The organism is Arthrobacter sp. efr-133-TYG-104 (assembly GCF_030208915.1).
Taxonomy (GTDB): Bacteria; Actinomycetota; Actinomycetes; order Actinomycetales; family Micrococcaceae; genus Arthrobacter.
On sequence record NZ_JARVTA010000010.1, the window covers coordinates 36,340 to 62,825 of the forward strand.

Below are 26,486 nucleotides of genomic sequence, written 5' to 3' on the forward strand. Positions count from 1 at the left end.
TTTCTGGGTCTTCGATTCCGCGGCGCGGTGATCGGGACCAGGATCAGTCAGTGAGCTCAGCGCGACGGAACCGCAGCTCACGCACCGCCCCGTTCAGTGGTGAGCCGGTGAACGGCAGCTCCTCCAGGTGGATCGCTGATGCGGCGGCGAGGGCGACGGCGTTGGCGGCAACCGCCGCCCGCTGCGGCAGCCCGATGGCAGCGGCGAACTCCTGCCAATGTCTTGCCTTCAATGCCTTGACCCTTCCGTCGACGGTGAGGGCCATCGTGTCATCTCCGTAGAGCAGCGTGCACGGGATGTCATACATCGGTGCCACTGCCCAGCCGCTGTGCGGGCGGGCCAGAACAGAAACGTTTTTCGCGTGCAGGTCACCGTTGCCGGTAAGCCAGGCGAACACGAACTGCAGGTAGAGGTTCCGCACGGCCACCGGCCTGGCCTTGCACAACCCAGCCAGGGCGAGGACGACGTCCTCGGAACTGACCGCGTACTTGGACGCCGGCGGGAGGTTCATCACTTGGGCAGCGTCCTCCAGCGGCACCCGGCGGACGACGTCGCCGCCGTCGTCGTTCTGGATGCGGTCGAACCGCTCCACGAGCAGTCCGGGCAGACCTTGCCGGTCGCGGACCACGCTGTGCGCCGCGACGGGGATCTTCAAGCCCCTGGCCGCTGTTAGGTGTGCCGCCTCGTTGGCCACCAGATGCCGGTGAAGTGGCGGGTCCAGCTTGAGCAGGTACCGACGGCCTGCCAGCGCGAGCGCGGTGGTCAGCATTGACGCGCTGGCCTTGCTCTGGACGCCCGGCAGTCCGTGCAGGTCCACGGCGTCAGCCAGGGCAGTAAAGTCGAGGTCTTCGGGCCTGGACGTGTTGGCTAGGGGCGCGGGTTCAAGCGGCGGCTCCCCCGCCGGAACGATCTGGACATCGCCTGGAACGTCGGCGCCGACGGCCAGCAGCAGGCTGAGCTCGTCCGCCAGACTCGTCTTGACGGCGTCCTTGAGCACGGTCAAGCGATGGCCTTCCGGCAGGAGCCCGGCGAAAAAGGCAGGCAGTCCGCCGTTCGGGGATTCAACCGGATCATGGGTGAACGGCAGGGAACTCGCAACGGGACTGGCGCCGGAGGCGAAGTAGTCCGGGGCGTAGCTGAAGACCACGCTGCCGCGCTCCGTGCGTTCCAGATGGCCGGCGAGTACTCCCGACTTGTAGACATCCGCGCTTCGGACGAACTTCAGCTGTGCCAGATCCTCAGCCATCAATCGTCCCCAAGCGCAGGCCAACAGCATTGGCAGCCGCGACAACCGTCAGGAGTGACGGGTTCCCTGTGCCGGTTTCGATGGCGTGGATAGTGCGGGCGGACGTGCCGATCAGATCCGCGAGAGTGCCCTGCGTGATTCCGGCAGCCCTCCGGGCACGCCTGATGCTCACGCCGATAGCCTTGACGTCATCCATGGACAAACCGTTTCTGAAATATGTTGCGGATCTGGCATGCTCCAGCTCCTACCATGCCCGATTCAGGGAGAATGCGCAACATATTTCCGAACCAATGACTTCACCAAGCCACCGGGCGGCGCTCTATGAGAAATCGGCAAAATATTTCCGGTTTACTAAGTCCCCCGGTCTCCACCGCGACCGGCGAGCCCAAGCGCTCCGTACACTCCGTACGCTTCAATCGAAGGGCCGTTGGCAGTTGCACCACCGCAAGGATGCAGCGCCGGACGGATGTCCGTAAACAGCGTTCGCCACCGGCAGCGGGGTAAGGGTGATCCTCGTGAGCCCGGGAGCCCTTCCCCGTAGGTACTCCAGGCGCCCGTAGACGTGGAGGAGCGCAGCATAGCCCTGCTCCGAACGTGGCGTGAGGATGTAAAGGTGTTGCCGGTGAACAGCGGCGGCAGCCTCAACATCCATGAATTCGACGCTGACAATGGCCCCGATCTCCGCCAGCAAAGGCATGGTCATGGAGTGATGGCAAGGCGCCCACTCCACGTGGAGCGTCGCAATCCTGAAACTCGATTGCCTCTCCGTGGAACTCCGCGAAAGGTCATGCACCAGCTTTTTGAAGTGCTCTACGGTGCACAGCCCTGTTGAAACGTCGGTGCAACTCAACGGAGTGACCAGTTCATGCTCTTCCGCCCACGCCTCTGCCAGTTCGAGCACCGCCTCCAAATCCAAAGGCAAACCCATCGCAACGAAGTAGGCGCTGAGGTCCCGCAGGGTCTCCCTGATCCCCACTCCGCCATAAGCCCGAGCAGCGCCTAAGCGTCTCAGCGCCTCGTGATAGCGCGCGAGGTCGGCGTCGCCCCCGAAGTGGACGAGGTCGGTGACCTCCGGCACGAACCAGTCGGCCGGGAAACTCCATCCAGCTTGATAACTGCACCGTTGCCAGTCACCTACGTGGCGCAGGTCGTCGCCGTCGTCGGAAAATGCAGGACCCTTGTTATCCCCCATGTCGGTTCAGTACCAATGGCGTCCCTTTTGTGACGGACTTTGGGGAGAAAAATGTTCCTCGAACGCGAGTACATTAATCTCGAGCCCGCCAACCGTGGAAGTGAGCACTCGTGACGTTCTTGCAGCTTTCCCTGATCTCGGCGGTGGCCCTTCTGGGTCCGCTCCTGGCGTTGCCGCGCAAGTGGCACTTGCCGGTGGTTCTGGGCGAACTCCTTGCGGGGCTCGTCATCGGACGCTCCGGTTTCAGGCTGGTGGACTCCGGTGATCCCACGTTCACGTTGTTGGCCGATGTCGGCTTTGCACTCATCATGTTCGTTGCCGGAACCCACGTGCCGATGCGCGACAGGAAGATCCGGGCAGCACTGGGAAGCGGTCTGGCCAAGGCAGCGGCAACGGCCCTCCTGGCCGTGGGCCTGGGCGTTGGCATCGCCTACGCTTTTGGCTCTGCCCATGCTCCGCTGTACATAGTCATCCTTGCCTCGTCCTCAGCAGCACTCGTTCTGCCGATCATCGATTCGCTCCGGCTTTCGGGACCAAAAGTGCTGGCCATGACTGCGCAGGTAGCCATCGCGGACATCGCGTGCATCGTGGCCCTTCCCCTCGCCGTCGACCCGCCGCATGCGGGCCGGGCCGCATTGGGAGGTGCCGCCGTCGCATTGTGCGCAGCGGCGCTGTTCCTGGCCCTGCGAAAGCTGGAACGCGACGGCACACGCAGTAAGCTGCACGACGTCTCCGAAGACCGCAAATTTGCCTTGGAGCTGAGGATCCAACTGACGTTGTTGTTCGCCCTCGCGGCGCTAGCGGCCTTCACTCACGTGTCCATCATGTTGGCGGGTTTCGCTTTCGGGCTGGCGGTTGCCGCCGTCGGAGAACCGCGTCGCCTTGCCCACCAGTTGTTCGCCGTCACCGACGGCTTCCTGGGCCCGGTGTTCTTTGTGTGGCTCGGGGCGTCGCTGGACCTGAGCGAGTTGGGGAGCCATCCCCAGATGATCGTCCTGGGCGTGTCTTTGGGCGTCGGGACTCTCCTGATCCACGGCGCAATGCGCTTCCTGGGCCAGCCGTGGGCGTTGGCGGTTCTCTCTGCCTCCCAATTGGGCGTCCCCGTGGCCGCGGCGACCATTGGCTCCCAGCTAAAACTCCTCGAACCCGGCGAAGGGTCCGCACTGATCCTCGGCGCACTCATCACCATCGCGGCAAGCGCCGTGGCCGGCTCATGGGCCGCCCGCGCCAAACATCACGATCCGGCCGCCAATCCGGGTTCTTGACCGTGGCTCAATTGACTCCCGTCACGGCCGCCGTAAGGCTAGTGCGCATGTGGACTCAGCGCATTAAAACCGGCCTTCTTACGACGACGGCGGCCGCCTCGCTGCTGCTTATTGCGGCGTGCGCGGCAAGCCCCAGCCCATCCGGGACGAGCAGTGCTCCGCCCAGCTCCCCGAGCTCCGCTACGCCGTCGGCCTCGATGTCGACACCGCCCGCGACCGCCGCGGAAAACACCCCGATGACAGAGTCTCCATCCACCACCGGGACCTCGGTGCCGACCGTACCGGCAGCCGGCGGGGCCACGAGCTGCAAGGCGGCATCCCTCAGTGCATCCACCGATCCCACTGGAGGGGGCGCGGCCGGCAGCGTCTACGAAAAGCTGATCGTGACCAACACCGGAACCGTCGCGTGCACCATCGAAGGGTTCGCCGGCGTCTCCTTGACGGCCGATGCGAACGGGGCGCCGATCGGGGAAGCTGCAACACGCGACACCACCACCCCGGTCACCACCGTAAACCTCGCTCCGGGCAAGTCCGCGTGGGCCCAAATCCGTTATACCCAGGCCGGGAACTACGGTGACTGCACCAAGGTCGCGGCAGCGGGGTTCCGCATCTACCCGCCCAACGACACTGCCTCGTTGTTTGTGGCCGAGCCCCATGGCGCCTGCAGCAATGCTGGAATCAAGCTCCTGACCATCACGGCGTTCCAAGCCGTCTAATTTCTCCATCCCACGGTCCCGTCTTATTCTGTCGGGGCCGTGGGGCATGATGGAGGAATGCAGGAGCAGCAGGCGCAGGCGGGCGCCATGAGCCGTTTCAGCCAGGCAACCAGGGAATGGTTCCTCGGCGCTTTTTCGGCGCCCACCCCAGCTCAGGACGGCGCATGGAACGCCATCTCTTCCGGCTCCCACGCCTTGGTGGTGGCGCCAACAGGATCGGGCAAGACGCTCGCGGCCTTCCTCTGGGCGTTGGACAGGCTGCACTCCACCCCATCGGACACGCTCCCAGGGCTTGAAACTGTTCCAGCCAACAGCAAGGGCCGCGCCAAGCGTCCAAAAACCAAGACCCGCGTCCTCTACATCTCGCCCCTGAAGGCCCTCGGCGTCGACGTTGAACGCAACCTCCGTGCACCTTTGATCGGCATTACCCAAACCGCCAAACGCCTGGGCTTGCCCGCACCCTTGGTGACGGTCGGCGTCCGTTCAGGGGATACGACGGCGGCTGATCGCCGCACGCTGTTGACTTCCCCTCCGGACATCCTCATCACCACCCCCGAATCCTTGTTCCTCATGCTGACCTCCCGGGCGCGGGAGACCCTCAGTGAAGTGGACACCATCATCATCGATGAGGTTCACGCCGTCGCGGGCACCAAACGCGGTGCGCACTTGGCCGTTTCCCTCGAACGCCTGGATGCACTGCTGCCAAAGCCTGCCCAGCGTATTGGGCTGTCCGCAACCGTCCAACCACGCGAGCTAGTGGCCCAGTTCCTTGCGGGACAAGCGCCCGTGGAAATCGTGGCCCCTCCGTCCAAGAAGAACTGGAACCTCACGGTCACGGTCCCTGTGGAGGACATGTCCGACCTGCAGGGTGCTGCCGGGGCGTTCGATTCGGGCCCGGCTTCAGGGTTGCAGCCGCAAGCCTCCATTTGGCCCCATGTGGAGGAACAGATTGTGGATCTGGTCCTGTCCAAACAGTCCACCATCGTGTTCGCCAACTCCCGTAGGCTCTCGGAGCGCCTCACCGCCAGGCTGAACGAGATCTATGCCGAACGCCAATTGATGGCAGTAGGTGGAGGTACATGGGCGGCCCCGGAGGAGAACCCGGGAGTTCCGGCGTCCACGGCCACTCCGGCGCACATGATGGCGCAGGCTGGGAGCACCACGGGCGCCGATCCTGTGCTGGCCCGGGCCCACCACGGCTCAGTGTCCAAAGACCAACGGGCCATGATCGAGGACGACCTCAAATCCGGCAGGCTGCGCTGCGTTGTTGCCACATCGTCGCTGGAACTCGGCATCGACATGGGCGCCGTGGACCTGGTGATCCAAGTCGAGTCGCCGCCTTCAGTGGCCAGCGGACTCCAGCGGGTAGGGCGTGCCGGACACCAGGTGGGCGAAATTTCCGAGGGCGTCTTGTTCCCCAAGCACCGCGCGGACCTCCTACACACCAGCGTTACGGTGGAACGGATGCTCAGTGGCCAGATCGAACGGCTCAGCATCCCCACCAACCCTTTGGACATCCTCGCCCAGCAAACGGTGGCCGCCACAGCATTGGGAAGTATCGACGTCGAGGAGTGGTTCAGCACCGTACGGCGGTCGGCTCCGTTCGCCAGCCTGCCGCGCTCCGCGTTCGAGGCCACGCTGGACCTGCTGGCGGGGCGTTACCCCTCCGACGAATTCGCTGAACTACGGCCCCGCATTATCTGGGACAGGCACGCCGGGACCATCGAAGGCCGGCCGGGGGCCCAGCGCCTTGCCGTTACGTCCGGCGGCACCATCCCGGACCGCGGCCTGTTCGGCGTCTACATCATCGGCACTGAGGTGGAGGGTTCCGCCTCTCCCGGAGCAGCGGCGGGCGGCGAACCCACCGCTTCCGCGCGAGCGGCAAAAGGCGGTCGCCGCGTCGGCGAGCTCGATGAAGAAATGGTCTACGAGTCCCGCGTGGGCGATGTCTTTGCCCTCGGAGCCACCAGTTGGAAGATCGAGGACATCACCCATGATCGGGTCTTGGTCTCCCCTGCTTTCGGCCAGCCCGGCAAGCTTCCTTTTTGGAAGGGCGACTCCCTGGGCCGTCCCGTTGATCTGGGCCGCGCCCTGGGTGCCTTCATCCGGGAACTCTCCGCTGCCGACGACGCGCCAGCCATGGAACGCTGCCAAGCCAGCGGATTGGACGCTTTCGCCGCCAGCAACCTGCTCCAGTACCTCAGGGAGCAAAAGGAAGCCACAGAGATTGTGCCCAGTGACCGAACCTTGGTGGTTGAACGGTTCCATGACGAACTCGGCGACTGGCGGGTGGTCCTTCACAGCCCGTTCGGCATGCCGGTCCACGCGCCTTGGGCGCTGGCCGTCGGCCAGCGGCTCCAACAGCGTTATGGCTTGGACGGATCAGCCATGGCTGCCGATGATGGCATCGTCCTGCGCGTCCCCATGATGGAGGACGAGCCGCCCGGTGCCGAGCTGTTCCTCTTTGAACCGGACGAACTTGAGCAGATCGTCACAGCCGAGGTAGGCGGCAGCGCCCTCTTTGCGTCCAGGTTCCGGGAATGTGCTGCCCGGGCGTTGTTGCTGCCACGGCAGAACCCGGCCAAACGCCAACCATTGTGGCAGCAGCGCCAACGTTCAGCCCAATTGCTGGACGTCGCCCGTAAGTATCCCTCGTTCCCCATCGTGCTCGAGACGGTACGCGAATGCCTGCAGGATGTTTACGATCTGCCTGCCCTCAAGGACATCGCGGCATCCGTGGAGCGGCGAGAGTTGCGGATCGTCGAAACCACCACGCAACAGCCCTCCCCTTTCGCGAAGTCCCTGCTGTTCGGCTATGTTGCGCAGTTCCTTTATGAAGGCGACTCCCCGCTTGCAGAACGCCGGGCAGCAGCCCTCGCCTTGGACTCGACCCTCCTCAACGAACTCTTGGGCCGCGTGGAGCTCCGGGAACTGCTCGACGCCGCCGTTATCGATTCCACCGAGCGGGAGTTGCAACGGCTTGCCCCGGACCGCAAGGTCCGCGGAATGGAAGGAGTCGCGGACCTGTTGCGCTTGCTGGGTCCCCTGACTGTCGCCGAGGTAGCGGAGCGGCTTGAGGAAACGCCCGACGCCGGGACGCCCGACGCCGGCGCCCACTTGGCGGCGCTACAGAAAGCCAACCGGGCGCTCAAAGTGACCATTGGCGGCGTCGTGCGCTTCGCGGCTGTTGAAGATGCTGCCCGGCTCCGTGATGCCCTTGGAGTCCCGCTTCCCATGGGCGTTCCCCTCGCTTTCATCGAGCCCGTCCATGATCCTTTGGGTGACCTTGTTTCACGGTACGCACGCACCCACGGACCCTTCACCGCCGCAGAAGCGGCCTCCCGCCTTGGGCTGGGGGTCGCAGTGGTCAACACCGCCCTGAAGCGCCTAGCCGGTGACGGCCGCGTGGTGGAAGGCGAATTCCGGCCGCACGCCGTCGCCGAACCGGCGACCACCGATGCCGTTGACATGGAGGTCATGAGCGTTGACGCTCCGCCATCCAGTGAATGGTGTGACGCCGAGGTCCTGCGGAAGCTGCGGCGTCGCTCCCTGGCCGCTCTCCGGGCTGAAGTGGAACCGGTGGATACAGCAGCCTATGGTCGTTTCCTTCCCGCGTGGCAAAACGTCACGGCGCCGGGCACGTCCCGGAGCCAGGCGTTGCGGGGGCTGGACGGAATCATCACCGCCGTGGACCAATTATCCGGCGTGCCGGTTCCGGCGTCAGCGTGGGAACCATTGGTGCTCTCCAGCCGTGTCGCTGACTACAAACCTGCCATGCTCGATGAACTGATGGCCGCCGGCGAACTTCTTTGGTCCGGAGCCGGCTCCTTGCCCGGCAATGATGGGTGGATCAGCCTCCACGTCGCCGATTCTGCCGAACTGACACTCAACCCTGCACCCGACTTTGAGCCTGGCGACGCCCAACAACGGCTGTTGGATCACTTCAGCGCTGGGGGCGGCTACTTCTTCCGGCAATTGACAGACGTGGCAGGTGGCATGGACGCCGTGCTCAGCGACGAGGCCGTGGTCACCGCGCTGTGGGATTTGGTCTGGGCCGGGCGGGTCACGGGCGATACGTTCGCGCCGGTCCGGGCCATGATTTCCGGTGGCAAAACAGCCCACCGGCAAGTCGCCAAGGCTCCCCGGGCGCGGGCACCGCGCATGAGCCGGCTGGGCCGCTCCCATGGCACCGGTCTTCTCGGATCACCCGGCCTCACGGGAGGACGGTTCGGCTCCGCCACGGGCGCTGGGGCCGTGCCGCCGTCGGCCGTGGGACGCTGGGCAGCGCTACCAGCACCCGAGCTCGACCCCACCATCCACGCACGCGGCACCGCCGAGCTGCTGCTGGACCGCTACGGCGTGGTGACCCGGGGTTCCGTCATGGCAGAGAACATCATCGGCGGCTTCGGCCTCATGTACAAAGTACTGGCCCGGCTTGAAGAGGCCGGCCGCTGCCGCCGCGGCTACTTCATCGAACACCTCGGGGCGGCACAGTTCGCAGTTCCTGCCACAGTTGACCGGCTGCGGTCCTTCACTGAGGACGCCCGTGTTGCCAACGCCGAACCGGTCGCGTTGGCCCTGGCCGCTACTGATCCCGCCAACCCCTACGGGGCTGCACTCCCGTGGCCGGCTGTATCGGTGGACGCCGGTTCCGGCCATCGTCCGGGGAGGAAGGCCGGGGCGCTGGTGGTGATGGTCGACGGCGCACTGGTCCTCTATGTGGAACGCGGCGGCAAGACGCTGCTCACTTTCAGTAACGAAGGCGCCGTGTTGGGAGTCGCCGCCGAGGCGCTCGTCGGGGTGGTCCGCCGCGGTGCTGTGGACAAGCTCTTCATGGAGAAGGTCAACGGCCACGACCTCTTGGACACCCCCATTGCCGCGGCGCTGACGTCAGCTGGCGCTTACTCGACTCCGAAGGGACTCCGGATCCGTGCCTGAAGGCGATTCCGTCTGGCGGGCCGCTAACCGGCTGAACCAGGTACTGGCAGGGCAAAAAATCACCGCCTCGGACTTCCGCGTGCCCCGTTTCGCCACGCTCAATCTGTCGGGGTGGACCATGACAGAGGTGGTCCCCCGGGGAAAGCACCTGCTCATGCGGCTCACTGGGCCCGCCGACGAAGAGGCCGGTGCCAGCAGGAAGCCCCGCGCCTTGACCATCCATTCGCACCTCAAAATGGAGGGGAACTGGATGATTTATCCGCCGGGCGGCCGGTGGACCAAGCCCGGCCACACCGCTCGCTGCGTTCTCCGGACCAGCTCGGCAGATGCCGTTGGCTTTTCCTTAGGCATCCTGGAAGTGGTTCCGACCGCGGATGAGGACAAGATAGTCGGTCACCTGGGGCCGGACTTGCTCGGCCCCGATTGGGACGAGGCAGAAGCCCTGCGCAGGCTCCAAGCCGAACCGGACGTCCCGGTGGGGTTCGCTCTGTTGGACCAACGCAAGCTTGCAGGGATCGGCAACATCTACCGTTGTGAGGCCTGCTTCCTTTCCGGTGTCCATCCCACCTTGCCTGTGGGGTCCGTCCCGGACCTGGCCAAAATTGTCAACGATGCCAAACGGCTCCTCGGCGAAAACCTTGGTCCTGGCCGACGGACTACGCTGGGGCCGCGGGCAATGCGGCCCGGCTACTGGGTGTATGGCCGGGAACGCCAGCCCTGCAGGCGCTGCGGCACCATGGTCAGGCGCGCGCTTCTTGCGGCGCCTGACGGGACAGAGGAGCGGGACATCTACTTCTGCCCCCACTGCCAGCCGGTTCCCTAAGCCGCAGCGGACGTGACCTCAGCCGGCACATGGGCCGTTTCCGGCACCATGAACCTCGGCAGCAGCAATTGCACAATCGGACCGATCGCCAGCGCGTAGACCACGGTCCCTACACCCACAGAGCCGCCCAGCAGCCACCCAATAGCGAGGACCGCCACTTCAATCCCTGTTCGCACCAACCGGACGGACCACCCGGTTCGCCGGACCAGGCCGGTCATTAATCCATCACGCGCTCCCGGGCCCAAGCGTGCCCCGATGTAGCAGGCCGAGGCGATTCCGTTGAGGATCACTGCTCCGGCGAGCATGGCGATCTGGCCGCCGAGGTGCGAAAACACAGGAATGGCCCACAGGCCAAGGTCAGCGAATACGCCTACAAGGACGGCGTTGGCGATGGTCCCGATACCGGGCATCTGCCGCAGGGGAATCCACAGCAGGAGGACAACGAAACTGACCGCAATAACGACGACGCCGATGCTGAAGCCGGTCTTTTGGGAAATGCCCTGGTGGAACACGTCCCACGGATCAAGGCCCAGCCCGGCGCGGATAAACATCGCCAAGGAGATGCCGTACATGGCGAGGCCTATCAGGAGTTGCGTAAGTCGTCGTGTCATTGAACCATCATCGTAAAAACTGGCCTTGTATTCCATAGCCAGTTTGGAATACTGGTCTTATGGTTGGCTCGTTGAATCCCACCGCGCTCGTTCGTCTCTTGGGGCCATGGAACTCCGGCGCCCTTCCCGCCTACCGCGAGCTCGCCGACGTCGTCCGCTTGCTGGTGATGGACGGGCGCATCCCGTTGGACGTTGCGCTGCCCAGCGAGCGCGCTCTTGCCCAGGCGCTTAACCTCAGCCGCACCACTGTCACCGCGGCGTATGCCGCCCTTCGCGAGCAGGGCTTTCTCACCGCAGGCCAAGGCAGTCGGGGCCGGACGTGCATCCCCCACAGGACTTCACCGGTTAGCGCGCCAGGCCTGGCCATACCGGAGGGGCTCACGGACTTCGCCTACGCGTCGCTCCCCGCGGCTGGCGAGGTGGTCCACCGGGCGTTCGCCGATGCCCTGACCGACCTGCCGGCACTGCTTCCCGGCTTCGGATACGACGCCGTGGGGGTCGTGGCCCTGAGAAAGGCGATCGCGGAGAAGTACTGCGCCGAGGGCGTGCCCACCAGCGAGGAGCAAATCCTTGTGACCTCGGGAGCGCAGCATGCATTGAACATCGTGTTGCGGACCCTCGCCGGCAAACAGGACAAAGTGCTCGTGGAACACCCCACGTATCCCAACGCCCTGGACGCCATTCGCGCAGCAGGCTGTAAACCGTTGCCCGTGGGACTTCCGGGGACCATTTCCAGGACTTCGCCGGGCTGGGACATGGACGCCATGATGACCACCATGAGGCAACAACGCCCGGCGATGGCCTACCTCGTCCCCGATTTCCATAACCCCACCGGGCGGGTCATGTCCGACCTGCAGCGCCGGGTCTTGGTGCGCGCCGCCGCTGCTGCCGGTACGGTGCTTGTGGTCGACGAGACACTCCGCGCCCTGAATCTCGACGACGTCCGCACAGCCCCGATGGCCTCTTTCGGGCCGGGTGTGGTGTCCATTGGTTCACTGAGCAAGTCCCACTGGGCCGGCCTGAGGACCGGGTGGATCCGTGCAGAGGAAGAGCTGATCGCCCGGTTCGTTTCGGTCAGGGCCATCATGGATCTGGGCGGATCCGTTGTGGAGCAGCTGGCCGCGGCCCGGCTGGTCAGATCTTTTGACGAGCCCCTGAATGAGCGCCTGTCGGCACTGAGGGAAAACCGGGAATACTTGCTGGGCTTGTTGGGCGAACATTTGCCCAGCTGGGAGGCGGAACGGCCGCGCGGCGGGCTCACCGTCTGGTGCCGGTTGCCGACGCCGTCCAGCACTGCCCTTACGGTACTGGCCCCGGACTTTGGCGTGCGGTTGGCCGCCGGTCCGCGATTTGGGGTGGGAGGCGCTTTCGAGCAATACCTCCGCGTTCCATTCACCCTTCCGCCGGCTAAGTTGGAGGCCGCAATTCTTGCGATCCGAGCCGCCCAGGACAAACTCGACGCCGCGCCCCACCTCCGCCGCGACCTTGCGACCGGGCAGCCACCCGCCGTCGCCGTCGCCTAAGCGCCAACTGCCGTCGCCTAAGCGCCCGGGACCGGCGCTGTCCTGACTGCGGAGCCCATGCGTTGCTTCGCGGTGTTGCTCCCCGGCCGCACGGGGACATGGGATGTGGCTTTCGCCAGACCGAACAGGGGCATGCCGTTGTACACCACTTCAATTCCCGACGCCGGCACCTGGTACGTCTCGTGCCAAACGCCCACGTCGCCGCTGCCGGCAACCTGCTTCATGAACGTGCGCCAAGGGCCAAGATGCGGCGAGTCCTTATCTGCCGCGAATCGCCTCAGATGCTCAGGACTTTCCCAGTAGCTCAGCAGGATGGTGGTCCTCCCGAACCACTGTTCACTACCCAACAATCCTGAATCCGGATGAGTGGCCAGATGGCGCATCATCACGGTCATGGACGAGGCCACTCTTGTAATACGGCGCGCTTTCCACCACCTGTTTGCCCGCATGCCGATAAGGAAAACAGTGACGGACTCGCGCCCGATGTCCGCCGTAAACCGCCCTGGGAAGATCTCCTGCGCCATGCCACATCCTTCAGTCGGGGAAGTTATGTAACTGTGTTATGTAACGTCGTTACGGAACGATGTTATGAAATACTTTGTCTCATGGCAAGACCTATCGTTCATGACCAGCGCGTGCGGGAACAGTTATTGGCGGTTACGGCGGAACTCGTGGACCGCGAAGGACCCGCCCGAGTGACCCTCCGCGACGTGGCAGCCGCGGCGGAAACCTCCACAACGGCGATCTACTCCTTGTTCGGCGGGAAATCGCAGCTGCTGACGGCCGCCGTCGACGACGGTTTTCGCTCCTTCGGCGAGTCACAACGACACGCGGCCGGTGATGGGCTCCGGGGACTAGGACTGGCGTACCGCACGTGGGCGTTGGCGCATCCGGCCCTTTACAGGCTCATGTTCGGCGGCGCGTTGACCGCCTACGTGGGGTGCAGCCCGACGCCGGAAGTCGCCGGGGATGCCATCCTCCCCCTCGTGGAGGCGGTAACCGCCGCACAAACGGCGGGGAGGCTACGCACCGACAGCCCGGAGATGGTGGCGATGGCGATTTGGGGGCAAGTCCATGGGCTGGTCAGCCTTGAGCTGGCCCAGATGAACCACCCGGATACCGACTGGGACGCGATATATGACGCAGCACTCGAGTCCATGGCTCGAGCTTGGACGCCATAGCCCAGCTAGCCCTTACGCGTACACCTTTTCCAGGAAGGCGCCCCACGTCTTCGCGGTGAGCTCGGCGTCGCCGGAGCCCGAGAAGTCGTGGACGGTCATCCCCACCGGAGCGCCGAACGCGTTCCTGCCGAAGAACCGGTACAGGGCATCGGCAGTTCGCAGGCCGAGGAAGTTCTCGTTGGAATAGTCCACCTCCCCGCTCAACCGCCCGACGCCGTCGAGCTCCACATCAAAAGAAGCCCCTTCGCTCAGCCCGTCCACGCGCAGCGCGTTCTTCAACTGGAGAAATCCACCGGGAACCTGCGACGCAGCGGGTCCTTGGACGTCGGTAAAGACCACCGCTTTGCCATCAAAGTGCTGCAGATATTGACCCAGCGTGTGGAGGTAGAACGCGGTGTGCTTGCTGGCGCCGTCATATTGTTCGTCCCAGTTATCGGCGAAGATCCCGCTATGGACGTAGTGCAGTTGGGCACGGCCACCATCCAGCGGTTCAAGGACGTGTTCCAACTGGTTGAACCAACCGTCAGGACCTTCCATACGCGTCACCAGATGGCTCGGGTACTCCTCCACGGTCTTCACGGCCGGCCACTGATCCGTGGGGAACATCCACGCCGCGGTGTCCTGGGTGACTGCCTGCCACACGCGCTCCGGGGTGCCGGGCAGTGCGGTGTCGGCCACGATCTCAAATTTCCTGTTGTCAGTCATTGCTGTGGTCCTTTTCTGTTGCGTGTTCCCCGAGGAACTTGTTCAGCGCGTGGTCGATTTGAGTGTTGGGTGAAGTACGACGACGAGCCGGTGCTTGCGCGCGCCGCTGGCCAGTGCGTCAGCACCGCCGTCGTGGTACTTATCCACGAGAGCCGTCACCGCCACCCCGAGTTCTTCAGCGAAGGCCGCGCGTTCGGCGGCCGAGCGAAAAGCGATCTCGCCGTCGATCGCGAAGCTGGCCAATTTCTTCTTTGCCGCGGCGGCACCGGCGATGAGCTTGCCCATCTCCTGCACCGTGCGCGCAGCCAGGGCCAGGAGCCAGAATGCAGAGAACCTGTCCGCAAAGCGGGCCGGATTCGGGGCAACCGACGCCAACGCAACCGGCGAGATCAGGTAGGAAGCCGCCGTAGCGCGCAACACCCGCTCGGTCACGTTGCCCTTCTTGCGCTCCTCCACCAGCTCCACCAGCCCATGGCCCTCAAGGGCCTTGAGGTGATAGTTCACCTTCTGGCGCGGAAGTCCGATCCGAGCGGCCAACTGAGTGGCCGACGAAGGCTTGGTGAGCTCTTGAAGGATGCGCGTACGGATCGGGTCCAACGAGGCTTCCGCCGCCGCGGGATCCTCAATCACTTCGATGTCCAACATGCTTCCAGTATGCCAACCGACAATTTTTATTGTCAAGAACTTTTTTATGTTCGGTTCCATGCCGTTGCCAGGCCCGCTCTACCCGCACAATCGAGCTCAATCCGTGCAGAGCGGGCCCCACAACGCGGGGCCGATAGAATTAACCGGTGATGCAATCCCCCCTTCCTGTGCGCGACGGCGTGAACGCTACCCGCCTGCGCCTGCCTGCCGAGGGTCCGTGGGACACTGCGATGGACTACATGATGCATCGCTGGGGCCACATCGACCCCCAAGGCATCGAGGACCGGTTCGACGCCGGCGAGATCGTGGGCGAGGGCGGCGTACGGCTGGACCGGAGCACCAAGCTCGAGGACCACACCTTCATCTGGTACTACCGGACATTGCCCCAAGAGACCCGGATCCCGGTGGAACTCTCCATCCTCCACCAGGACGAGCACATCCTCGTGGTGGACAAGCCTCATTTCCTCCCCACCACCCCCGGCGGAACGTACATCCAGGAATCGGCGCTGGTACGGCTCCGGAACCAACTCGGCCTTCCAGATCTCATTCCCATGCACCGCCTGGACCGCATGACCGCCGGCCTCCTGCTGCTCTCCACCAACCCTGAGACGCGGGGCAAATACCAGGTGCTGTTTGAAAAGCGCCAGGTCCGGAAGGAATACGAGTGCGTGTCCGCCGCCGCGCCCGCCGCAGGCTATCCCGCCGTCGAGTTCCCTGCTGTGGTCCGCAACCGGATGACCAAGTCCCGCAGCTACCTGCTCGCTGAAGTCATCGACGGCGAACCGAACGCGGAAACCCGCATCGAACAGACAAAGACGTTCGACGCCGGAAGGCACCAGCGCGCGCTCTACCGCCTTGAGCCCCACACCGGAAAGACCCACCAATTACGGGTGCACATGGCCTCGCTCGGTCTGGGAATCGTCAACGATGCGTTCTACCCGGACCTGCTGGACAAGGCCCCGGACGACTACACCAAACCCCTTCAATTGTTGGCACGCGGTATCTCCTTTGTGGACCCCATCAGCAACCACCCCGTGGAGTACCGCAGCCAGTTGGAGCTCAGCGAAGCACGCTAGGCGCCGGCCTCGAACACTGCGCGGAAGGCCGCCGCGGTCCTCTCCGAGAAGAGGACGAACTCCACAACGTCGAGCTGATTGCTTGACACGGCACCCGCTGAGGGTGATCCGAAGGAGGTGACGACATCGAACGCTATCCTGGCGACTTGTTCGGCGTCCCAGCCATAAATCCCGGCACTGATCGCGGGGAACGCGATGGATCGGGCGCCGAGCCCGGACGCGGCCCTCAAGCTCTCCACGAAACAGGACGCCAACAGGGCCGGATCAGTTTGGCCGGCATGACGGTTGGGCCCCACGGTGTGCACCACCCAGCGGGCCGGAAGCCTGAACGCCGGAGTCGCGACGGCCGAGCCCACCGGCAGGCCCGCGGGCAGTTCCGTTCTGCGCAATTCGCGGCAGGCTGCCAGGAGTTCCGGTCCTGCGGCGCTGTGGATGGCGCCGTCCACTCCCCCTCCACCGAGTAGGGAGGAGTTGGCAGCATTGACGATGACATCGACGTCGCGCTTGGTGATGTCGCCCTGCAGGAGTTCGATTCGCATGCCGTCAGTCTTTCGCCGCAGCGTCCGGGCGGCAAGTGCGGTACCTTGTGCGCATGGACATCACCGCCCCGGATACGTGGGGATCCGCAATTTACCTGTGGATCGTACCCATGGTGATGGCCGACGCCATTTTCCCGCCAATCCCTTCAGAAATGATGGTCATCACCGGCGGAGCTTTGGCGGCCGACAACCATGTCAACGTGTGGCTCTTGCTCCTGCTGGCCGCGATCGCTTCCTGGCTCGGGGATATGGCCGTTTTCATGCTGTTCAAGCGACGCATCAGCCACGTCCTGGACAGATGGGCGTGGGGCCGCCGCCTGCATATCGGAGTCCACCGGGCCATCGCAAAGGCCGGCCGATCCTCAACGTACGGCGCGATTATCGGTGGTCGGTTCATCCCGGCGGGACGGCTGGCGACGTCGGCCGCCTCCGGCATCGCAAACGTGTCCGTCCGCGGGTTCAGCCTTTGTGCCGGGCTCGGCGCCGTGCTCTGGTCTGTGTGGCAGGTAGGCCTGGGCTACTTCACGGGTTCAGCGACGAAACTGCCGTTCTGGGCAAGCTCGATGATCGGAGCCGGGGCCGGCTTGCTCATCGGGGTGGTGGTGGGACTCATCGCGACACGCCGCCGAGGCAGCCGTTCCCCAGTGGAAGAAGGGTTCGACGGCGAGGCCCCCAGCCCCGAGTGACGCCCGGCAGCGCCGGCCCCTGCCGGAGGCTAGACAGGGGCCCAGCGGCCACGGTTGCGGCGCAAGACGTAGAGGTTCCCGGTCAGCGCAACGCGTTCGACGGCGTCGCGCATCATCGCGGCCGATGTCCGGGCGTCGTCGTTCTCGCCACTGTAATCCCGCGCATCGACCATGAAACGGAGGGTGAGCTGTGGCACTCCCCCGACGATATCGAGTTGGTTGGCCTCCACATGGTGGCGGGTTTCCAATGCTTCCACCGCTGCTGCCATCACGGACTCGGGCGCGTTTCCCGGCTTGAGGCCCGTGATCTTCAACTTGGTCTGGAACGACGGCATCCCACCACCCTAACTGGCTACCCGGTGTTTCGCAGGCCTGCGGCCACGCCGTTGACGGTGATGAGCATGGCCCGTTGAAGCCGCTCATCTATCTCGTTGCCGGACACCGACTCTTCACGGATTCGGCGCAGGAGCTCAACCTGCAGGTAGCTGATCGGATCCAGGTACTGGTCACGGATTTCCAGCGACCTTTTCAGCATGGGCTGGGCGTCCAACAGTTCGGCCTCACCTGTGAGCCGTTCGATCTCTGCCACGGTGAGCTCGTACTCGTCCCGGATCAGATGGAAAATCCGGTGCAGCTCCTCAGGGACCAAGGAAGAAACGTAGTGGCCCGCGATCTCCATGTCGGTCTTGGCCAATGTCATCTCCACATTGGAGATCACCGAACGGAAGAAGTGCCAGCGCTCCGTCATTTCCATCAGCTGTTCCGTGTTCCCGGCTTCCCGCGCCGCTTTCAGGCCCGAGCCTACACCGAACCAACCCGGCACGATCTGGCGGGACTGGGTCCAGCCGAAGACCCAAGGAATAGCGCGGAGGCCACCCAAGCCGGCGCCGGAGTCGGGGCGCTTGGAAGGCCGTGAGCCGATGTTCAGCGACCCCAGTTGTTCCACCGGCGTCGAGGCAAGGAAGTAGGCGGGCAACTCGGGATCGTCTATCAGGGAGCGGTACCGGGCGAACGCGGCGTCGGAAATGATTTCCATGACGCTGCCGTAACGCTCCCGCTCATCCTCGGAGGTTCGCGGGGTCCGGTGCAGCGCCGAACCCTGCATGACTGCGGCCAAGGAGAGCTCAAGGTTTTCCCGGGCAAGCTCCGGGAGGGAGTACTTATCGGAGATAACCTCGCCTTGCTCCGTGAACTTGATTTCCCCTTCAAGAACGCCGTTCGGCTGGGCCATGATGGCATCGTAGGTGGGTCCCCCGCCGCGTCCCACTGAGCCACCACGGCCGTGGAAGAGACGGACCCGCACCCCGTGTTTCGCGGCGATGTCCCGCAGCTTGCGCTGGGTTTTGTGGATTTCCCACTGGCTCGTCATCACGCCGGATTCCTTATTGGAGTCGGAATAACCGAGCATGACTTCCTGGATATCGCCGCGGAGACGGACCAATTCCCGGTAGGACGGATCCGAGAGCAGCTGGTCCACGATCTCGGCGGACGCACGCAGCTCTTCAACGGTTTCCAGCAGGGGCGCGAAGCCGATTTTCGCGTAGGGCGTTGCTCCAAAGAGGTCGATCAAGCCAGCTTCACGGGCCAAAACGGCTGCTGCCAAGACGTCGTCGGCGCCACGGGTCATGGAAATGATGTACGTCTCCACGACATCGGGCCCATAGGTGTGCAGAGCATGGCGGATGCTGCGGAACACGTCGTAAGTTCCGTCTGCCGTGCCTTGGAGCACGATCGGGTGGCCAGACAACGGGCGACGCGAAGCCAACTCGGCGCCCAGGAACTCAAAACGCTCCGCCCGGGACAGGGAACCATAGGGCTTCTCCCCGCCTAGCCGATCGACCAGTTGTCCCACGGCGTCGTGGTGGTAGTCGGCATGCTCGCGGATATCGAGGGTGGCAAGATGCAAACCAAAAGCCGCCAACGCACGGCGGACCCTTGCCAATGCGCCATCAGCAACCAGTCCGGCGGAGTGGTTACGCAGCGAGTCCTCAAGCAACGCGAATTCGGCCAAGAGCTCCGACGTGGTGGCGTAGTCGCGTCCGGGTTCGTGATGGGTGGACGCCGCGACGCGGCGGCCCGTGTTCATCATCTTGGCCTTGATGCACGTCAACTTGAGCCGGTAAGGCTCCTGGGCGTTGAGTTCAAGAACCCGCTTATCCAGGCCGGGCAGGTTCTTGACATCCACTGCGATGGAATCCAGGAGGGCTTGGTCCGCACCGAAGAGCGCAGTGGAATTTGAGAGCACCGAGATGAGTTCATCGATCAGGGCAATGCTGATGCGCACGGCGTTCTGGTTGTGGAGTTGCAGGATTTCCCGGGTGACAGCTGCCGTAACGTTCGGATTCCCGTCCCTGTCACCGCCGATCCATGACCCGAACCGCAGCGGCGCTGCACCTGCGGGCAGCGCCACACCGTGCTCGGCCAAGAGTTCCGCCAGGTCAGTGAGCATCTCCGGCATGGCATCGGTCAGGATGTTGTTCAAGTAGTAGATCGCGTTGCGGGCCTCATCCACGGGAGTGGGGCGCACTTGGCGGAGCTCATCTGTTTGCCACATCTGGTCAATGATCTCGGCGAGCTGGCGATCCTGGCGCCGTCGCAGGGAAGTCCTCTCCGCGGTCGGTTCAGCGAGGACGTCCGAGAGCTTCCGGATCTTGTCCAGCACCGATCGACGTGAAGCCTCGGTGGGATGTGCCGTAAAAATCGGGCGAACATCGAGTTCGTTGATGACATCCTGCAGCACATCGGACCCGGCTTTGTTGGCGATCTCCGAGACTGCCTTTGCCAGCCAACCATCCTTTTCCTGGCGCGTCCGGAGGCCGCGAACACGGTGAACCTGTTCGGCAGCGTTGCTGAGGTGGAAATAGAACGCAAAGGCACGGACCAAGTCGGTCGCTTGGTCAAGCGGCAGGGAGGCGAGGAGTTCGCGGACCTGGGCTACGACGTCGTGCGCGCTCCACGGACCGGTGGCATCGGCACCGCCACGTGCGGCCTCCTTGGATTCCTTGGTCAGCAAGCGAACCTGTTCCACCAGGGCAAGGAGCCCGGGGCCATGCTGCCGGACCAGGGACTCACCCAGAAGGGTGGAGAGCCGGCGAACGTCGGCGCGAAGTTCGGCAGCGAGATCAGTGTCTTGATGGGCAGTGTGAACCATAGATACTTACCTTCGGGATCTGGTTTGACTCGTACACTGCGCTGGATACTGTGAGCCGGGTTACTTGTTTCCTAGGGGATATTACCCGCAAAAAAGCCGTCCGCCGCAACGCGTCTCACATTCCGGCGTCGCGGCATCAACGAGCGTTCCGCAGGCCTTCCCTTGCATACGGCCGCATGACTGCGTCCACGAGCTCCGGCGCCCAGGCACTATGCGCACCAAACCCGGCCTCGATCCCCAGCACCACCGGGCTTCCGTCCGGCATGCGCCGGATCGCGACTCCGACCGGTCCAGACAACTTCGATGCCGCGGCTGCCGCGCCCGCCAGCTGCGCTACGTCCGGCAGGTCCACTCGACGGATGGAATCGCGGTGGGCTCTTCGGATTCCGCTACTGCCCACCTGCCCGGTCTTCTCCAAGACAACCACGACGTCGGCGCTGCCTCCGCTGAGGGCGTGGCGCAGAACCGTGGGGAGGTAGGCAGGACCGGGAGTGAATCTTTGCACCATCCAGGAATCGTCCAGGGCTGACCAGTTCAGGGCCGACCAGTTCAGGGCTGACCCGTTCAAGGCAATGTGCCCGACGGTGCTTCTCCTTTTCAGGACCTGTGCACCCAGTCCACCCTTGGAAACCCTTGGCCTCACCACCAGCGACCCGCCGAGCTGGACCATCGCCTCATTGATCGACCCGAATTCTCCCGGCAGTCCGAACCCGGCCACGGGAATGCCGGCAGCCACCAGTCGCTGCATGGCGAGATACTTGTCATGCATTACCCGAAGAGGTGCCGGATCGGCGATGAGCACGTCCACACCCGGGGCGAAATGATTCTTGGCCGCGGACACCACCAGGAGCTCATCACGGGCAGTGGGAACAACCACCTCGATGTCATGGATCGCGGCGAGCCCGCGTAGTTCCCAGAGGTAGCCGGGTACATGTGGCTGCGATACGACTGACACTGCGTGGGCAGCTGAAGCCTCCACCGGGTGCGCTTCGACGCCGAGTACCCAATGGCCACGATCCATTAATTGGCGCGCCAAGGAGTTGCCTGCAGGTCTTCCGACGCCAGTCACCAGAACCCGAACCATTACTTTGCCGCCGTTGTCATACGTCCCTTATTCGCCTACGTGCTGCCTCCTCAGTCAGGGCCAGCACGACATCAGTGCTTCAAACCGTGATTTCGTGACGCGGCAGGGGCAAGGAATTTGAGGTCAATACTTATGCACAAAGTCACCGGGGCCGAGTCCTTGGCCACTGAGCGAGTACGTCAGGACACCGCCTTGACTTCGCCGTTGGCTCACTGCGGTCACCTGAAAGTGCAGTTCCCTTCGCTGGATGGATGGAGTAGTGCAGGTAACCACGTTCGACGCCTGCACTGAGCAGGACCAACCTTCCGGGGCATCGACGAGCTTCATGGGGATCGACTCTGCCCTTCCCACCGAGAAGACCACCTTGCCCGGTCCCAAAGCTTGTGATCCCCCGACAGTGAAATTCACTTCCATGGTGACAGCCCGTGGGCCGGCACTCATGTCCTTGACCGAGGCGTCAACCGGCGCGGGCACATCCACCCGGGGCGGTGACGGCCGAGTGGAACTCGGTGGGGGGACCGGCGTCGGAATCGGCGTTGTGGTGGGTCTCACGACGGCGGGGGGCGGCGCTGCGGGAGGCACGGCCGGGACGACGGATGGAGCCGCCGCGGTGGGAACCTCGGCCGGGGGAACTGTGGCTGAAGGCGGCTGCGGTTTGGGTGGTGGGGCTGAAGCTGAGGGTTTGACGCTCTGTAACAGCTGGGAGGTACTGGCTTCCCCGGCACGCTGCTCCATGTAATCCGGCGTCAAGAGGTCCACCAAACCGACCGCGCCGAGGGCAAGCCCTAAGCCCGCAGCAGCAACCACTGCCATCACTGCCGGTTGAGCGATCGTCGGGACGGCCACGGCGGCCTTGACTGGCGCCAAGCCGCCAATGATGCCCAGTCCTGCACCCTTGCCGGCCCATGCCGCAGCTGGAATACCGGTGATCATCGGGAGAAGTACAGCCCGCATGGTGCTCTGGACGTCCTTGAGTTCGCCCAAGGCGGCGGTACATTTCGAGCAACCGTTCAAGTGCGCCCGCAGCTTGCGTTCCGCGGCGGTGGAAAGCCCACCTCGAATGAAGCTACCCAGTTTGCCGGCATATTCGGCACAACCAGCATTCTTCTCTTCCGCGATGTGGGCCTGAAGGTACTCCCTCCTGAGGCCCTCACGGGCCCGTAGTGCCAACGCGGAGACGGCGTTAGGGCTCAGGCCAAGTATTGGTGCCACCGCAGCGGGCTTCATCCGCTCAACGTCGAGGTACCAAAGTACGGCCTGCCACCGTTCCGGGAGTGCACGAAATGCCCTGGCGACAGTTTGGGATTCGAAGGCTTTGATTGCCGCATCCGGTTCTGCCGAGGCACTGTCCAAAAGGGAATCGTCTCCACTCGGCAAAGTCTTCCCCGCTTTGCGGTTCCGGTGATGCGAGAGCCGGGTCACCGTGGACAGCAGGTAGGCACGGAAGAAGTTGTCCGGTCCTTTCCCGGCCATGAGGCTCTGCAGGACGGACTGAAATGCCTCGGCAACCACGTCCTCGGCGTCGCTGGGGTTATCCACGTTGCGTCGCGCAACGGCGGATGCGATGGAGAGGTGGCGTTCGTAGAGGTCGTCGAACGCGGACATGTCTCCGCTGCGAACCTGCTCAATGAGGTGCCCATCGCTGTCCAGGTTGCCGTGTACGTTGCCGCCTGCACTCGTCGAGTGTGCCATCTAGGACAGCCCTCCACTATGAAATATCGCACCCATGTTTTTTTAGTGGCCACGGCCCCTCAGTCATGACGCGAATTTCTAAAGAGTCTTGATCAAAGCTTGCCGCTATCCGGTCAAGGGTCGGCACCGCACTTCCGCTCGCCGCATCGTCATGAAACGACCTCCAGAGGCACTAGTGGCATATGACATCGTTCCGGACAAGATCATTCGTCGAACGTACTTTTGCGCGTCAACTGCTCATGCAGAGGTGGCAGGCAACCAGTTATCGGCAGGGTTGGCGGTTTCAGGCGGACTGGCTTCTCCCGGAGGTCCGGGTCGTGGCCACCTACTTGGCTACGCGGTCCTCAGTACCAGGACCAATCGCCAGGTCGCTGGGGGCCGCCCGCGCTAGGAACGGCGTCAGCATCGGCGAAACGATGTTGGACTTCCGGGCACTCTTCGCCGCAGTGGACCGGAACTTGGACGCTGATGCACTCCAATCGTTGGTTGAAGGCTGGACGGAGGAAACCCAAGCGGCCCTACCTATCTCGTGCACCGACGTCTACACGGGGCTGGCCACGCAAGCGCACTTCCAGCGGCGGGTGCACGAGTTGACAGTGTTCGGGCCGGATCCGTGCTGCCCGCATGTCCTCACGATCATCTCGCTGCCAAAGTCCCGGGCAGGGGCGGGTCATTCGTGGACCCACTTGGCCCGGCTGGGAGAAACCGTCCTCTACCAGCTCCGAAGGACCGGTGCGCTGGCTATGTACATGAACTGCGCGGTGCACGTGCTGTTGCCCCTAAATGAAAGCAACCTTGCCCGGCTGATGGAATGCAAGATGGCGATCGAAATCCTGGCAGAGGGGGCTTTCAGTCCCGTTCGAGTGAATTTCCATCCGCTTGTCCCTGCCGCCCAGGAACCAACTACCCCGTGCCACATCCCGGAGACGTCATGACGGCGGGGGACGAGGGTCCGTCACGAACCCCGGCCTTCAACCACTCTTCTTTCGACGGAACACTTCGCACGGATTGTAAGGACCACCATCACCATGATGAACCACTTCCATCTCAAGGCCGCCTCTGTGGTGGCCGCACTCTTGGCTGCCGCGATGACGGTTTTGGGGATCGGCCTGTTAGCGACGCCGGCGAATGCCGCCGACATTCCGGGCGCCCACATCAGTATCAGCACCACCTCCACAGTGACCCAGCAATGGGACCAAGTAGACCTGACCTGTCAGTGGTCGGTCCCCGATAATTCGAAGCCCGGCGATACCTTCAGCCTGCAACTTCCTGCCGAACTTCGATGGTTCGGAAGTTCCACCTTTGACCTCAACAACAAAACCGGGCAAACCGTTGCCACCGCCGTGGCGAATCCCCAGGGCCTGGTGGTCTTCACCCTGACGGACTTCGTCGCCACTCATCCCTTGAACGTCGGTGGAGCGTGCAACTTCACCACCCAGTACGCGGTGCAACCGGGAACTGGTGGTTCAACCCAATTGAATTTCTCCGTGGGATCCACGGTGGTGCGTGTTCCTGTTGTGGTTAATGGCCCGTGCACAGTCAACTGCGATCCAGCGGGCCCGACGTCTGTCGGTAAAGCCATGTGGTGGTCAGATCCAGCACAGACCGAACTTGAGTCCATCTTCTACATGCCTGCCATGACTTCCCGTACCAACGACGTCGTGATTACTGATACCCCTGCTGCTGGAATGGCTATCGACTGCAGCCGTATTACACCGCGTGTGGGCAAGAACCTGAACGCAGACGGCAAAGTGAGCGAACCCTACGACGACGCCCAATACCCGGCCACCGTTGATTGTTCCCCACAAAAAGTCACGGTTTCTTGGAAAGGCCTCCCGAAGGGCGAGCACGTTGAGCTTTTCGTCATAACGCCCGTCACTGATGCTTCGCTGGATGTGTACCAAAACAACGGTACGGTCAGCATTCAGGGCCGGGAAAGCATCGTGGGCGCCCAAACGCGCCGCACCAACGCAGGGGGCAGCGGAGACGGCACCGCGGCACCCACCCCAACGACAACTCCGAGCACCGCCACCCCGACCCCATCTCCGAGCACGGCGGCGCCCACTTCAACCCCAAGCACGGCCACCCCAACCCCGAGCACCGCAACGCCTGCTCCCAGCACCACCGCAGCAGTTGCCGTGACCACCAAGCAGCCGTCCGCACCTGCGCCGGCTCCCACCGTATCGGGCCAATTGGCCAGTACAGGCGCTCAGGGACCCGGTGTTCTCCTCGTCGCGGCAGGCCTCCTCGCCGTCGGATCGCTCCTGGCCTATGCAGGTGTGCGCCGGGCCCACCGGCGCTCGCACTAGGACACCTCGGAACCAGGATTTCCCCGACATGACTGAGGAGTGCGCCGGAACATGCTTGCACGCATGCCCGGCGCACTCTTAGCCCCTTAATCGCGGCTCGCGCTGACATGGGTTGGGGGTCAGCGCGAGCCGTCACCACGCCCCACCATCTGCGGCACTACCTCCTGTACTACGAGGGAGCAACGCTAGGCTGGTGGGAATGCAGGAAGCGGGCAAATGGTTGATCAAACTGCAACCGCTGCGCACTACCTGACTTGGCCCAAGGAGAACAATGAGCTCGCCCAGCACAACCATCGATGCCCAAATCGCACGTTGGCAGCGATTCCGTGCGGGCCGAAACGCAGCCCTCTCCGCGGACCACGGATGGCTGACGCTCACGTCCTTCCAGTGGCTGCCGGAAGAGCCCACCACGCTCGACCTTGTCCCCGGGCTATGGTCCACTGACGGCACAACCGCATTCCTCACCGCGAGCGCAGGGGACGGCCTCACGTTCGTAGAGAACGGCGATGCCGTCGAGGGGACCGCGAGTGCAACCCTGAAGGACGAAGAATCGCTCATCTGGGTCCAGTACGGAGGAGCGGACGGTACGCAAGTAGTTGTTGAACTTGCCATGCGTGCGGACAAGTACGCTATTCGCACCCGGGACAACGGCTCTCCGGTCCTGACGGGGTTCTCAGCCGTGCCCACATACGACTACAACCCCGACTGGGTCATCGGAGGTCGCTTCGAGGCCTACGCAGAGCCGGTGGATGTCCCCATTGGCACCGCCAACCCCTTGGTTGACGGCATCCACCGTTCCGTAGGAGAAGTCGTGTTCCGTGCACCGGGCATCGACCACGATATTCGGCTGCACGCTGAAGAGGAGAAGTTGGGCGCCTTGACCGTCACCTTCCACGATGAGACCAACGGCGACACCACGGACGAGTGGCGAAAGGTGTCCATCCCCCGCCCGCGGCCTGACGGGTCGGTGGTCATCGACTTCAACCGCTCCATCAACTACCCCAGCGCCTTCACGCCCTACGGGACGTGCCCGATGCCTGTCCGGGGGAATTCCATCGATGTGAGGGTGGAAGCGGGCGAAAAAATCCCGGCGGAGTAGGGCCC

24 protein-coding genes are annotated in these 26,486 nt (G+C 63.8%); 11 read left to right on the forward strand and 13 right to left on the reverse strand.

The window, feature by feature from the left end:
- Nucleotides 1-43: 43 nt before the first annotated feature.
- The 3 genes from QRN04_RS08905 to QRN04_RS08915 form a co-directional block, all read right to left on the reverse strand.
- Complete coding sequence (locus tag QRN04_RS08905; RefSeq protein WP_284975662.1) at nt 44-1,246, reverse strand: type II toxin-antitoxin system HipA family toxin; 1,203 nt, start codon at nt 1,244-1,246, stop codon at nt 44-46.
- Complete coding sequence (locus QRN04_RS08910) at nt 1,239-1,442, reverse strand: helix-turn-helix transcriptional regulator (protein ID WP_284975663.1); 204 nt, start codon at nt 1,440-1,442, stop codon at nt 1,239-1,241. Before QRN04_RS08910 ends, QRN04_RS08905 begins: the two co-directional genes overlap by 8 nt.
- A gap of 216 nt (nt 1,443-1,658) precedes the next feature.
- On the reverse strand, nt 1,659-2,438 hold the full coding sequence (locus QRN04_RS08915) for a hypothetical protein (RefSeq protein WP_284975664.1): 780 nt from the start codon (nt 2,436-2,438) through the stop codon (nt 1,659-1,661).
- Between the two features lie 110 nt (nt 2,439-2,548).
- Here QRN04_RS08915 and QRN04_RS08920 point away from each other — a divergent pair, with 110 nt between their 5' ends.
- Nucleotides 2,549-3,703 carry a cation:proton antiporter gene (locus QRN04_RS08920; RefSeq protein ID WP_284975665.1) on the forward strand — a complete coding sequence of 385 codons (1,155 nt, stop codon included), beginning with the start codon at nt 2,549-2,551 and terminating at the stop codon, nt 3,701-3,703.
- Between the two features lie 55 nt (nt 3,704-3,758).
- On the opposite strand, the gene QRN04_RS18150 is transcribed toward QRN04_RS08920, so the two are convergent.
- Nucleotides 3,759-4,037, reverse strand: coding sequence for a hypothetical protein (locus QRN04_RS18150; protein WP_350224929.1), 279 nt, complete (start codon nt 4,035-4,037; stop codon nt 3,759-3,761).
- On the opposite strand from QRN04_RS18150, the gene QRN04_RS08925 reads away from it, so the two are divergent.
- The 3 genes from QRN04_RS08925 to QRN04_RS08935 are packed head-to-tail and all read left to right on the forward strand — an operon-like array spanning nt 3,940 to nt 10,180.
- A complete protein-coding gene (locus QRN04_RS08925; RefSeq protein WP_350224926.1) occupies nt 3,940-4,419 on the forward strand; it encodes a DUF4232 domain-containing protein in 480 nt (159 codons plus the stop codon). The two genes, QRN04_RS18150 and QRN04_RS08925, sit on opposite strands and share 98 nt — an antisense overlap.
- 57 nt (nt 4,420-4,476) lie before the next feature.
- The gene (locus tag QRN04_RS08930) at nt 4,477-9,357 is read left to right on the forward strand and encodes an ATP-dependent helicase (RefSeq protein ID WP_284975667.1); all 4,881 of its coding nucleotides are present in this window, start codon (nt 4,477-4,479) and stop codon (nt 9,355-9,357) included.
- Complete coding sequence (locus QRN04_RS08935; RefSeq protein ID WP_284975668.1) at nt 9,350-10,180, forward strand: DNA-formamidopyrimidine glycosylase family protein; 831 nt, start codon at nt 9,350-9,352, stop codon at nt 10,178-10,180. Before QRN04_RS08930 ends, QRN04_RS08935 begins: the two co-directional genes overlap by 8 nt.
- On the opposite strand, the gene yczE is transcribed toward QRN04_RS08935, so the two are convergent.
- A complete protein-coding gene (gene yczE / locus QRN04_RS08940; protein ID WP_284975669.1) occupies nt 10,177-10,791 on the reverse strand; it encodes a membrane protein YczE in 615 nt (204 codons plus the stop codon). The two genes, QRN04_RS08935 and yczE, sit on opposite strands and share 4 nt — an antisense overlap.
- Nucleotides 10,792-10,850: 59 nt before the next feature.
- On the opposite strand from yczE, the gene yczR reads away from it, so the two are divergent.
- Entirely contained in the window at nt 10,851-12,314 is a 1,464-nt protein-coding gene (gene yczR, locus QRN04_RS08945; protein WP_284975670.1) for a MocR-like transcription factor YczR, read from the forward strand.
- Between the two features lie 17 nt (nt 12,315-12,331).
- Here the strand turns inward: yczR and QRN04_RS08950 are convergent, their stop codons facing one another.
- On the reverse strand, nt 12,332-12,838 hold the full coding sequence (locus QRN04_RS08950; protein ID WP_284975671.1) for a DUF4188 domain-containing protein: 507 nt from the start codon (nt 12,836-12,838) through the stop codon (nt 12,332-12,334).
- 81 nt (nt 12,839-12,919) lie between these two features.
- Between QRN04_RS08950 and QRN04_RS08955 the strand changes: the two genes are divergently transcribed.
- Nucleotides 12,920-13,495, forward strand: a complete 576-nt coding sequence (locus tag QRN04_RS08955) for a TetR-like C-terminal domain-containing protein (protein ID WP_284975672.1) — start codon at nt 12,920-12,922, stop codon at nt 13,493-13,495.
- Between the two features lie 12 nt (nt 13,496-13,507).
- On the opposite strand, the gene QRN04_RS08960 is transcribed toward QRN04_RS08955, so the two are convergent.
- Nucleotides 13,508-14,200 carry an SRPBCC family protein gene (locus tag QRN04_RS08960; protein ID WP_284975673.1) on the reverse strand — a complete coding sequence of 231 codons (693 nt, stop codon included), beginning with the start codon at nt 14,198-14,200 and terminating at the stop codon, nt 13,508-13,510.
- 42 nt (nt 14,201-14,242) lie between these two features.
- Complete coding sequence (locus tag QRN04_RS08965) at nt 14,243-14,845, reverse strand: ArsR/SmtB family transcription factor (RefSeq protein ID WP_284975674.1); 603 nt, start codon at nt 14,843-14,845, stop codon at nt 14,243-14,245.
- A gap of 149 nt (nt 14,846-14,994) precedes the next feature.
- Between QRN04_RS08965 and QRN04_RS08970 the strand changes: the two genes are divergently transcribed.
- On the forward strand, nt 14,995-15,921 hold the full coding sequence (locus QRN04_RS08970; RefSeq protein WP_284975745.1) for an RluA family pseudouridine synthase: 927 nt from the start codon (nt 14,995-14,997) through the stop codon (nt 15,919-15,921).
- Here QRN04_RS08970 and QRN04_RS08975 read toward each other — a convergent pair.
- Nucleotides 15,918-16,460, reverse strand: a complete 543-nt coding sequence (locus QRN04_RS08975; protein ID WP_284975675.1) for an O-acetyl-ADP-ribose deacetylase — start codon at nt 16,458-16,460, stop codon at nt 15,918-15,920. The genes QRN04_RS08970 and QRN04_RS08975 overlap by 4 nt on opposite strands.
- A 53-nt stretch (nt 16,461-16,513) precedes the next feature.
- On the opposite strand from QRN04_RS08975, the gene QRN04_RS08980 reads away from it, so the two are divergent.
- Nucleotides 16,514-17,146: a DedA family protein gene (locus QRN04_RS08980; protein WP_284975676.1), complete on the forward strand. Its 633-nt coding sequence runs from the start codon at nt 16,514-16,516 to the stop codon at nt 17,144-17,146.
- 29 nt (nt 17,147-17,175) lie between these two features.
- Here the strand turns inward: QRN04_RS08980 and QRN04_RS08985 are convergent, their stop codons facing one another.
- From QRN04_RS08985 to QRN04_RS09000, 4 genes are all read right to left on the reverse strand, one after another.
- The gene (locus QRN04_RS08985; RefSeq protein WP_284975677.1) at nt 17,176-17,481 is read right to left on the reverse strand and encodes a hypothetical protein; all 306 of its coding nucleotides are present in this window, start codon (nt 17,479-17,481) and stop codon (nt 17,176-17,178) included.
- A 17-nt stretch (nt 17,482-17,498) separates the two neighbouring features.
- A complete protein-coding gene (gene ppc, locus QRN04_RS08990) occupies nt 17,499-20,297 on the reverse strand; it encodes a phosphoenolpyruvate carboxylase (RefSeq protein ID WP_284975678.1) in 2,799 nt (932 codons plus the stop codon).
- A 136-nt stretch (nt 20,298-20,433) separates the two neighbouring features.
- On the reverse strand, nt 20,434-21,366 hold the full coding sequence (locus tag QRN04_RS08995) for an ATP-grasp domain-containing protein (RefSeq protein ID WP_284975679.1): 933 nt from the start codon (nt 21,364-21,366) through the stop codon (nt 20,434-20,436).
- Between the two features lie 138 nt (nt 21,367-21,504).
- Complete coding sequence (locus QRN04_RS09000; protein ID WP_284975680.1) at nt 21,505-23,073, reverse strand: sigma-70 family RNA polymerase sigma factor; 1,569 nt, start codon at nt 23,071-23,073, stop codon at nt 21,505-21,507.
- A gap of 317 nt (nt 23,074-23,390) precedes the next feature.
- Between QRN04_RS09000 and QRN04_RS09005 the strand changes: the two genes are divergently transcribed.
- From QRN04_RS09005 to QRN04_RS09015, 3 genes are all read left to right on the forward strand, one after another.
- Nucleotides 23,391-24,008 carry a hypothetical protein gene (locus QRN04_RS09005; RefSeq protein ID WP_284975681.1) on the forward strand — a complete coding sequence of 206 codons (618 nt, stop codon included), beginning with the start codon at nt 23,391-23,393 and terminating at the stop codon, nt 24,006-24,008.
- Between the two features lie 93 nt (nt 24,009-24,101).
- Nucleotides 24,102-25,382 (forward strand): Ig-like domain-containing protein, encoded by a 1,281-nt coding sequence (locus QRN04_RS09010; protein WP_284975682.1) that lies wholly within the window; start codon nt 24,102-24,104, stop codon nt 25,380-25,382.
- Nucleotides 25,383-25,653: 271 nt separating this feature from the next.
- Nucleotides 25,654-26,481 (forward strand): DUF1684 domain-containing protein, encoded by an 828-nt coding sequence (locus tag QRN04_RS09015; RefSeq protein ID WP_284975683.1) that lies wholly within the window; start codon nt 25,654-25,656, stop codon nt 26,479-26,481.
- Nucleotides 26,482-26,486: the final 5 nt, after the last annotated feature.

What these genes read in the sequence shown, in the direction of transcription:
- QRN04_RS08905 (WP_284975662.1), bottom strand. Translation starts at nt 1,246, where the DNA reads ATGGCTGAGGATCTGGCACAGCTGAAGTTCGTCCGAAGCGCGGATGTC.
- QRN04_RS08910 (WP_284975663.1), bottom strand. Translation starts at nt 1,442, where the DNA reads ATGGATGACGTCAAGGCTATCGGCGTGAGCATCAGGCGTGCCCGGAGG.
- QRN04_RS08915 (WP_284975664.1), bottom strand. Translation starts at nt 2,438, where the DNA reads ATGGGGGATAACAAGGGTCCTGCATTTTCCGACGACGGCGACGACCTG.
- QRN04_RS08925 (WP_350224926.1), top strand. Translation starts at nt 3,940, where the DNA reads ATGACAGAGTCTCCATCCACCACCGGGACCTCGGTGCCGACCGTACCG.
- QRN04_RS08930 (WP_284975667.1), top strand. Translation starts at nt 4,477, where the DNA reads ATGCAGGAGCAGCAGGCGCAGGCGGGCGCCATGAGCCGTTTCAGCCAG.
- yczE (WP_284975669.1), bottom strand. Translation starts at nt 10,791, where the DNA reads ATGACACGACGACTTACGCAACTCCTGATAGGCCTCGCCATGTACGGC.
- yczR (WP_284975670.1), top strand. Translation starts at nt 10,851, where the DNA reads ATGGTTGGCTCGTTGAATCCCACCGCGCTCGTTCGTCTCTTGGGGCCA.
- QRN04_RS08950 (WP_284975671.1), bottom strand. Translation starts at nt 12,838, where the DNA reads ATGGCGCAGGAGATCTTCCCAGGGCGGTTTACGGCGGACATCGGGCGC.
- QRN04_RS08955 (WP_284975672.1), top strand. Translation starts at nt 12,920, where the DNA reads ATGGCAAGACCTATCGTTCATGACCAGCGCGTGCGGGAACAGTTATTG.
- QRN04_RS08960 (WP_284975673.1), bottom strand. Translation starts at nt 14,200, where the DNA reads ATGACTGACAACAGGAAATTTGAGATCGTGGCCGACACCGCACTGCCC.
- QRN04_RS08965 (WP_284975674.1), bottom strand. Translation starts at nt 14,845, where the DNA reads ATGTTGGACATCGAAGTGATTGAGGATCCCGCGGCGGCGGAAGCCTCG.
- QRN04_RS08970 (WP_284975745.1), top strand. Translation starts at nt 14,995, where the DNA reads ATGCAATCCCCCCTTCCTGTGCGCGACGGCGTGAACGCTACCCGCCTG.
- QRN04_RS08975 (WP_284975675.1), bottom strand. Translation starts at nt 16,460, where the DNA reads ATGCGAATCGAACTCCTGCAGGGCGACATCACCAAGCGCGACGTCGAT.
- QRN04_RS08980 (WP_284975676.1), top strand. Translation starts at nt 16,514, where the DNA reads ATGGACATCACCGCCCCGGATACGTGGGGATCCGCAATTTACCTGTGG.
- QRN04_RS08985 (WP_284975677.1), bottom strand. Translation starts at nt 17,481, where the DNA reads ATGCCGTCGTTCCAGACCAAGTTGAAGATCACGGGCCTCAAGCCGGGA.
- ppc (WP_284975678.1), bottom strand. Translation starts at nt 20,297, where the DNA reads ATGGTTCACACTGCCCATCAAGACACTGATCTCGCTGCCGAACTTCGC.
- QRN04_RS09000 (WP_284975680.1), bottom strand. Translation starts at nt 23,073, where the DNA reads ATGGCACACTCGACGAGTGCAGGCGGCAACGTACACGGCAACCTGGAC.
- QRN04_RS09010 (WP_284975682.1), top strand. Translation starts at nt 24,102, where the DNA reads ATGATGAACCACTTCCATCTCAAGGCCGCCTCTGTGGTGGCCGCACTC.
- QRN04_RS09015 (WP_284975683.1), top strand. Translation starts at nt 25,654, where the DNA reads ATGAGCTCGCCCAGCACAACCATCGATGCCCAAATCGCACGTTGGCAG.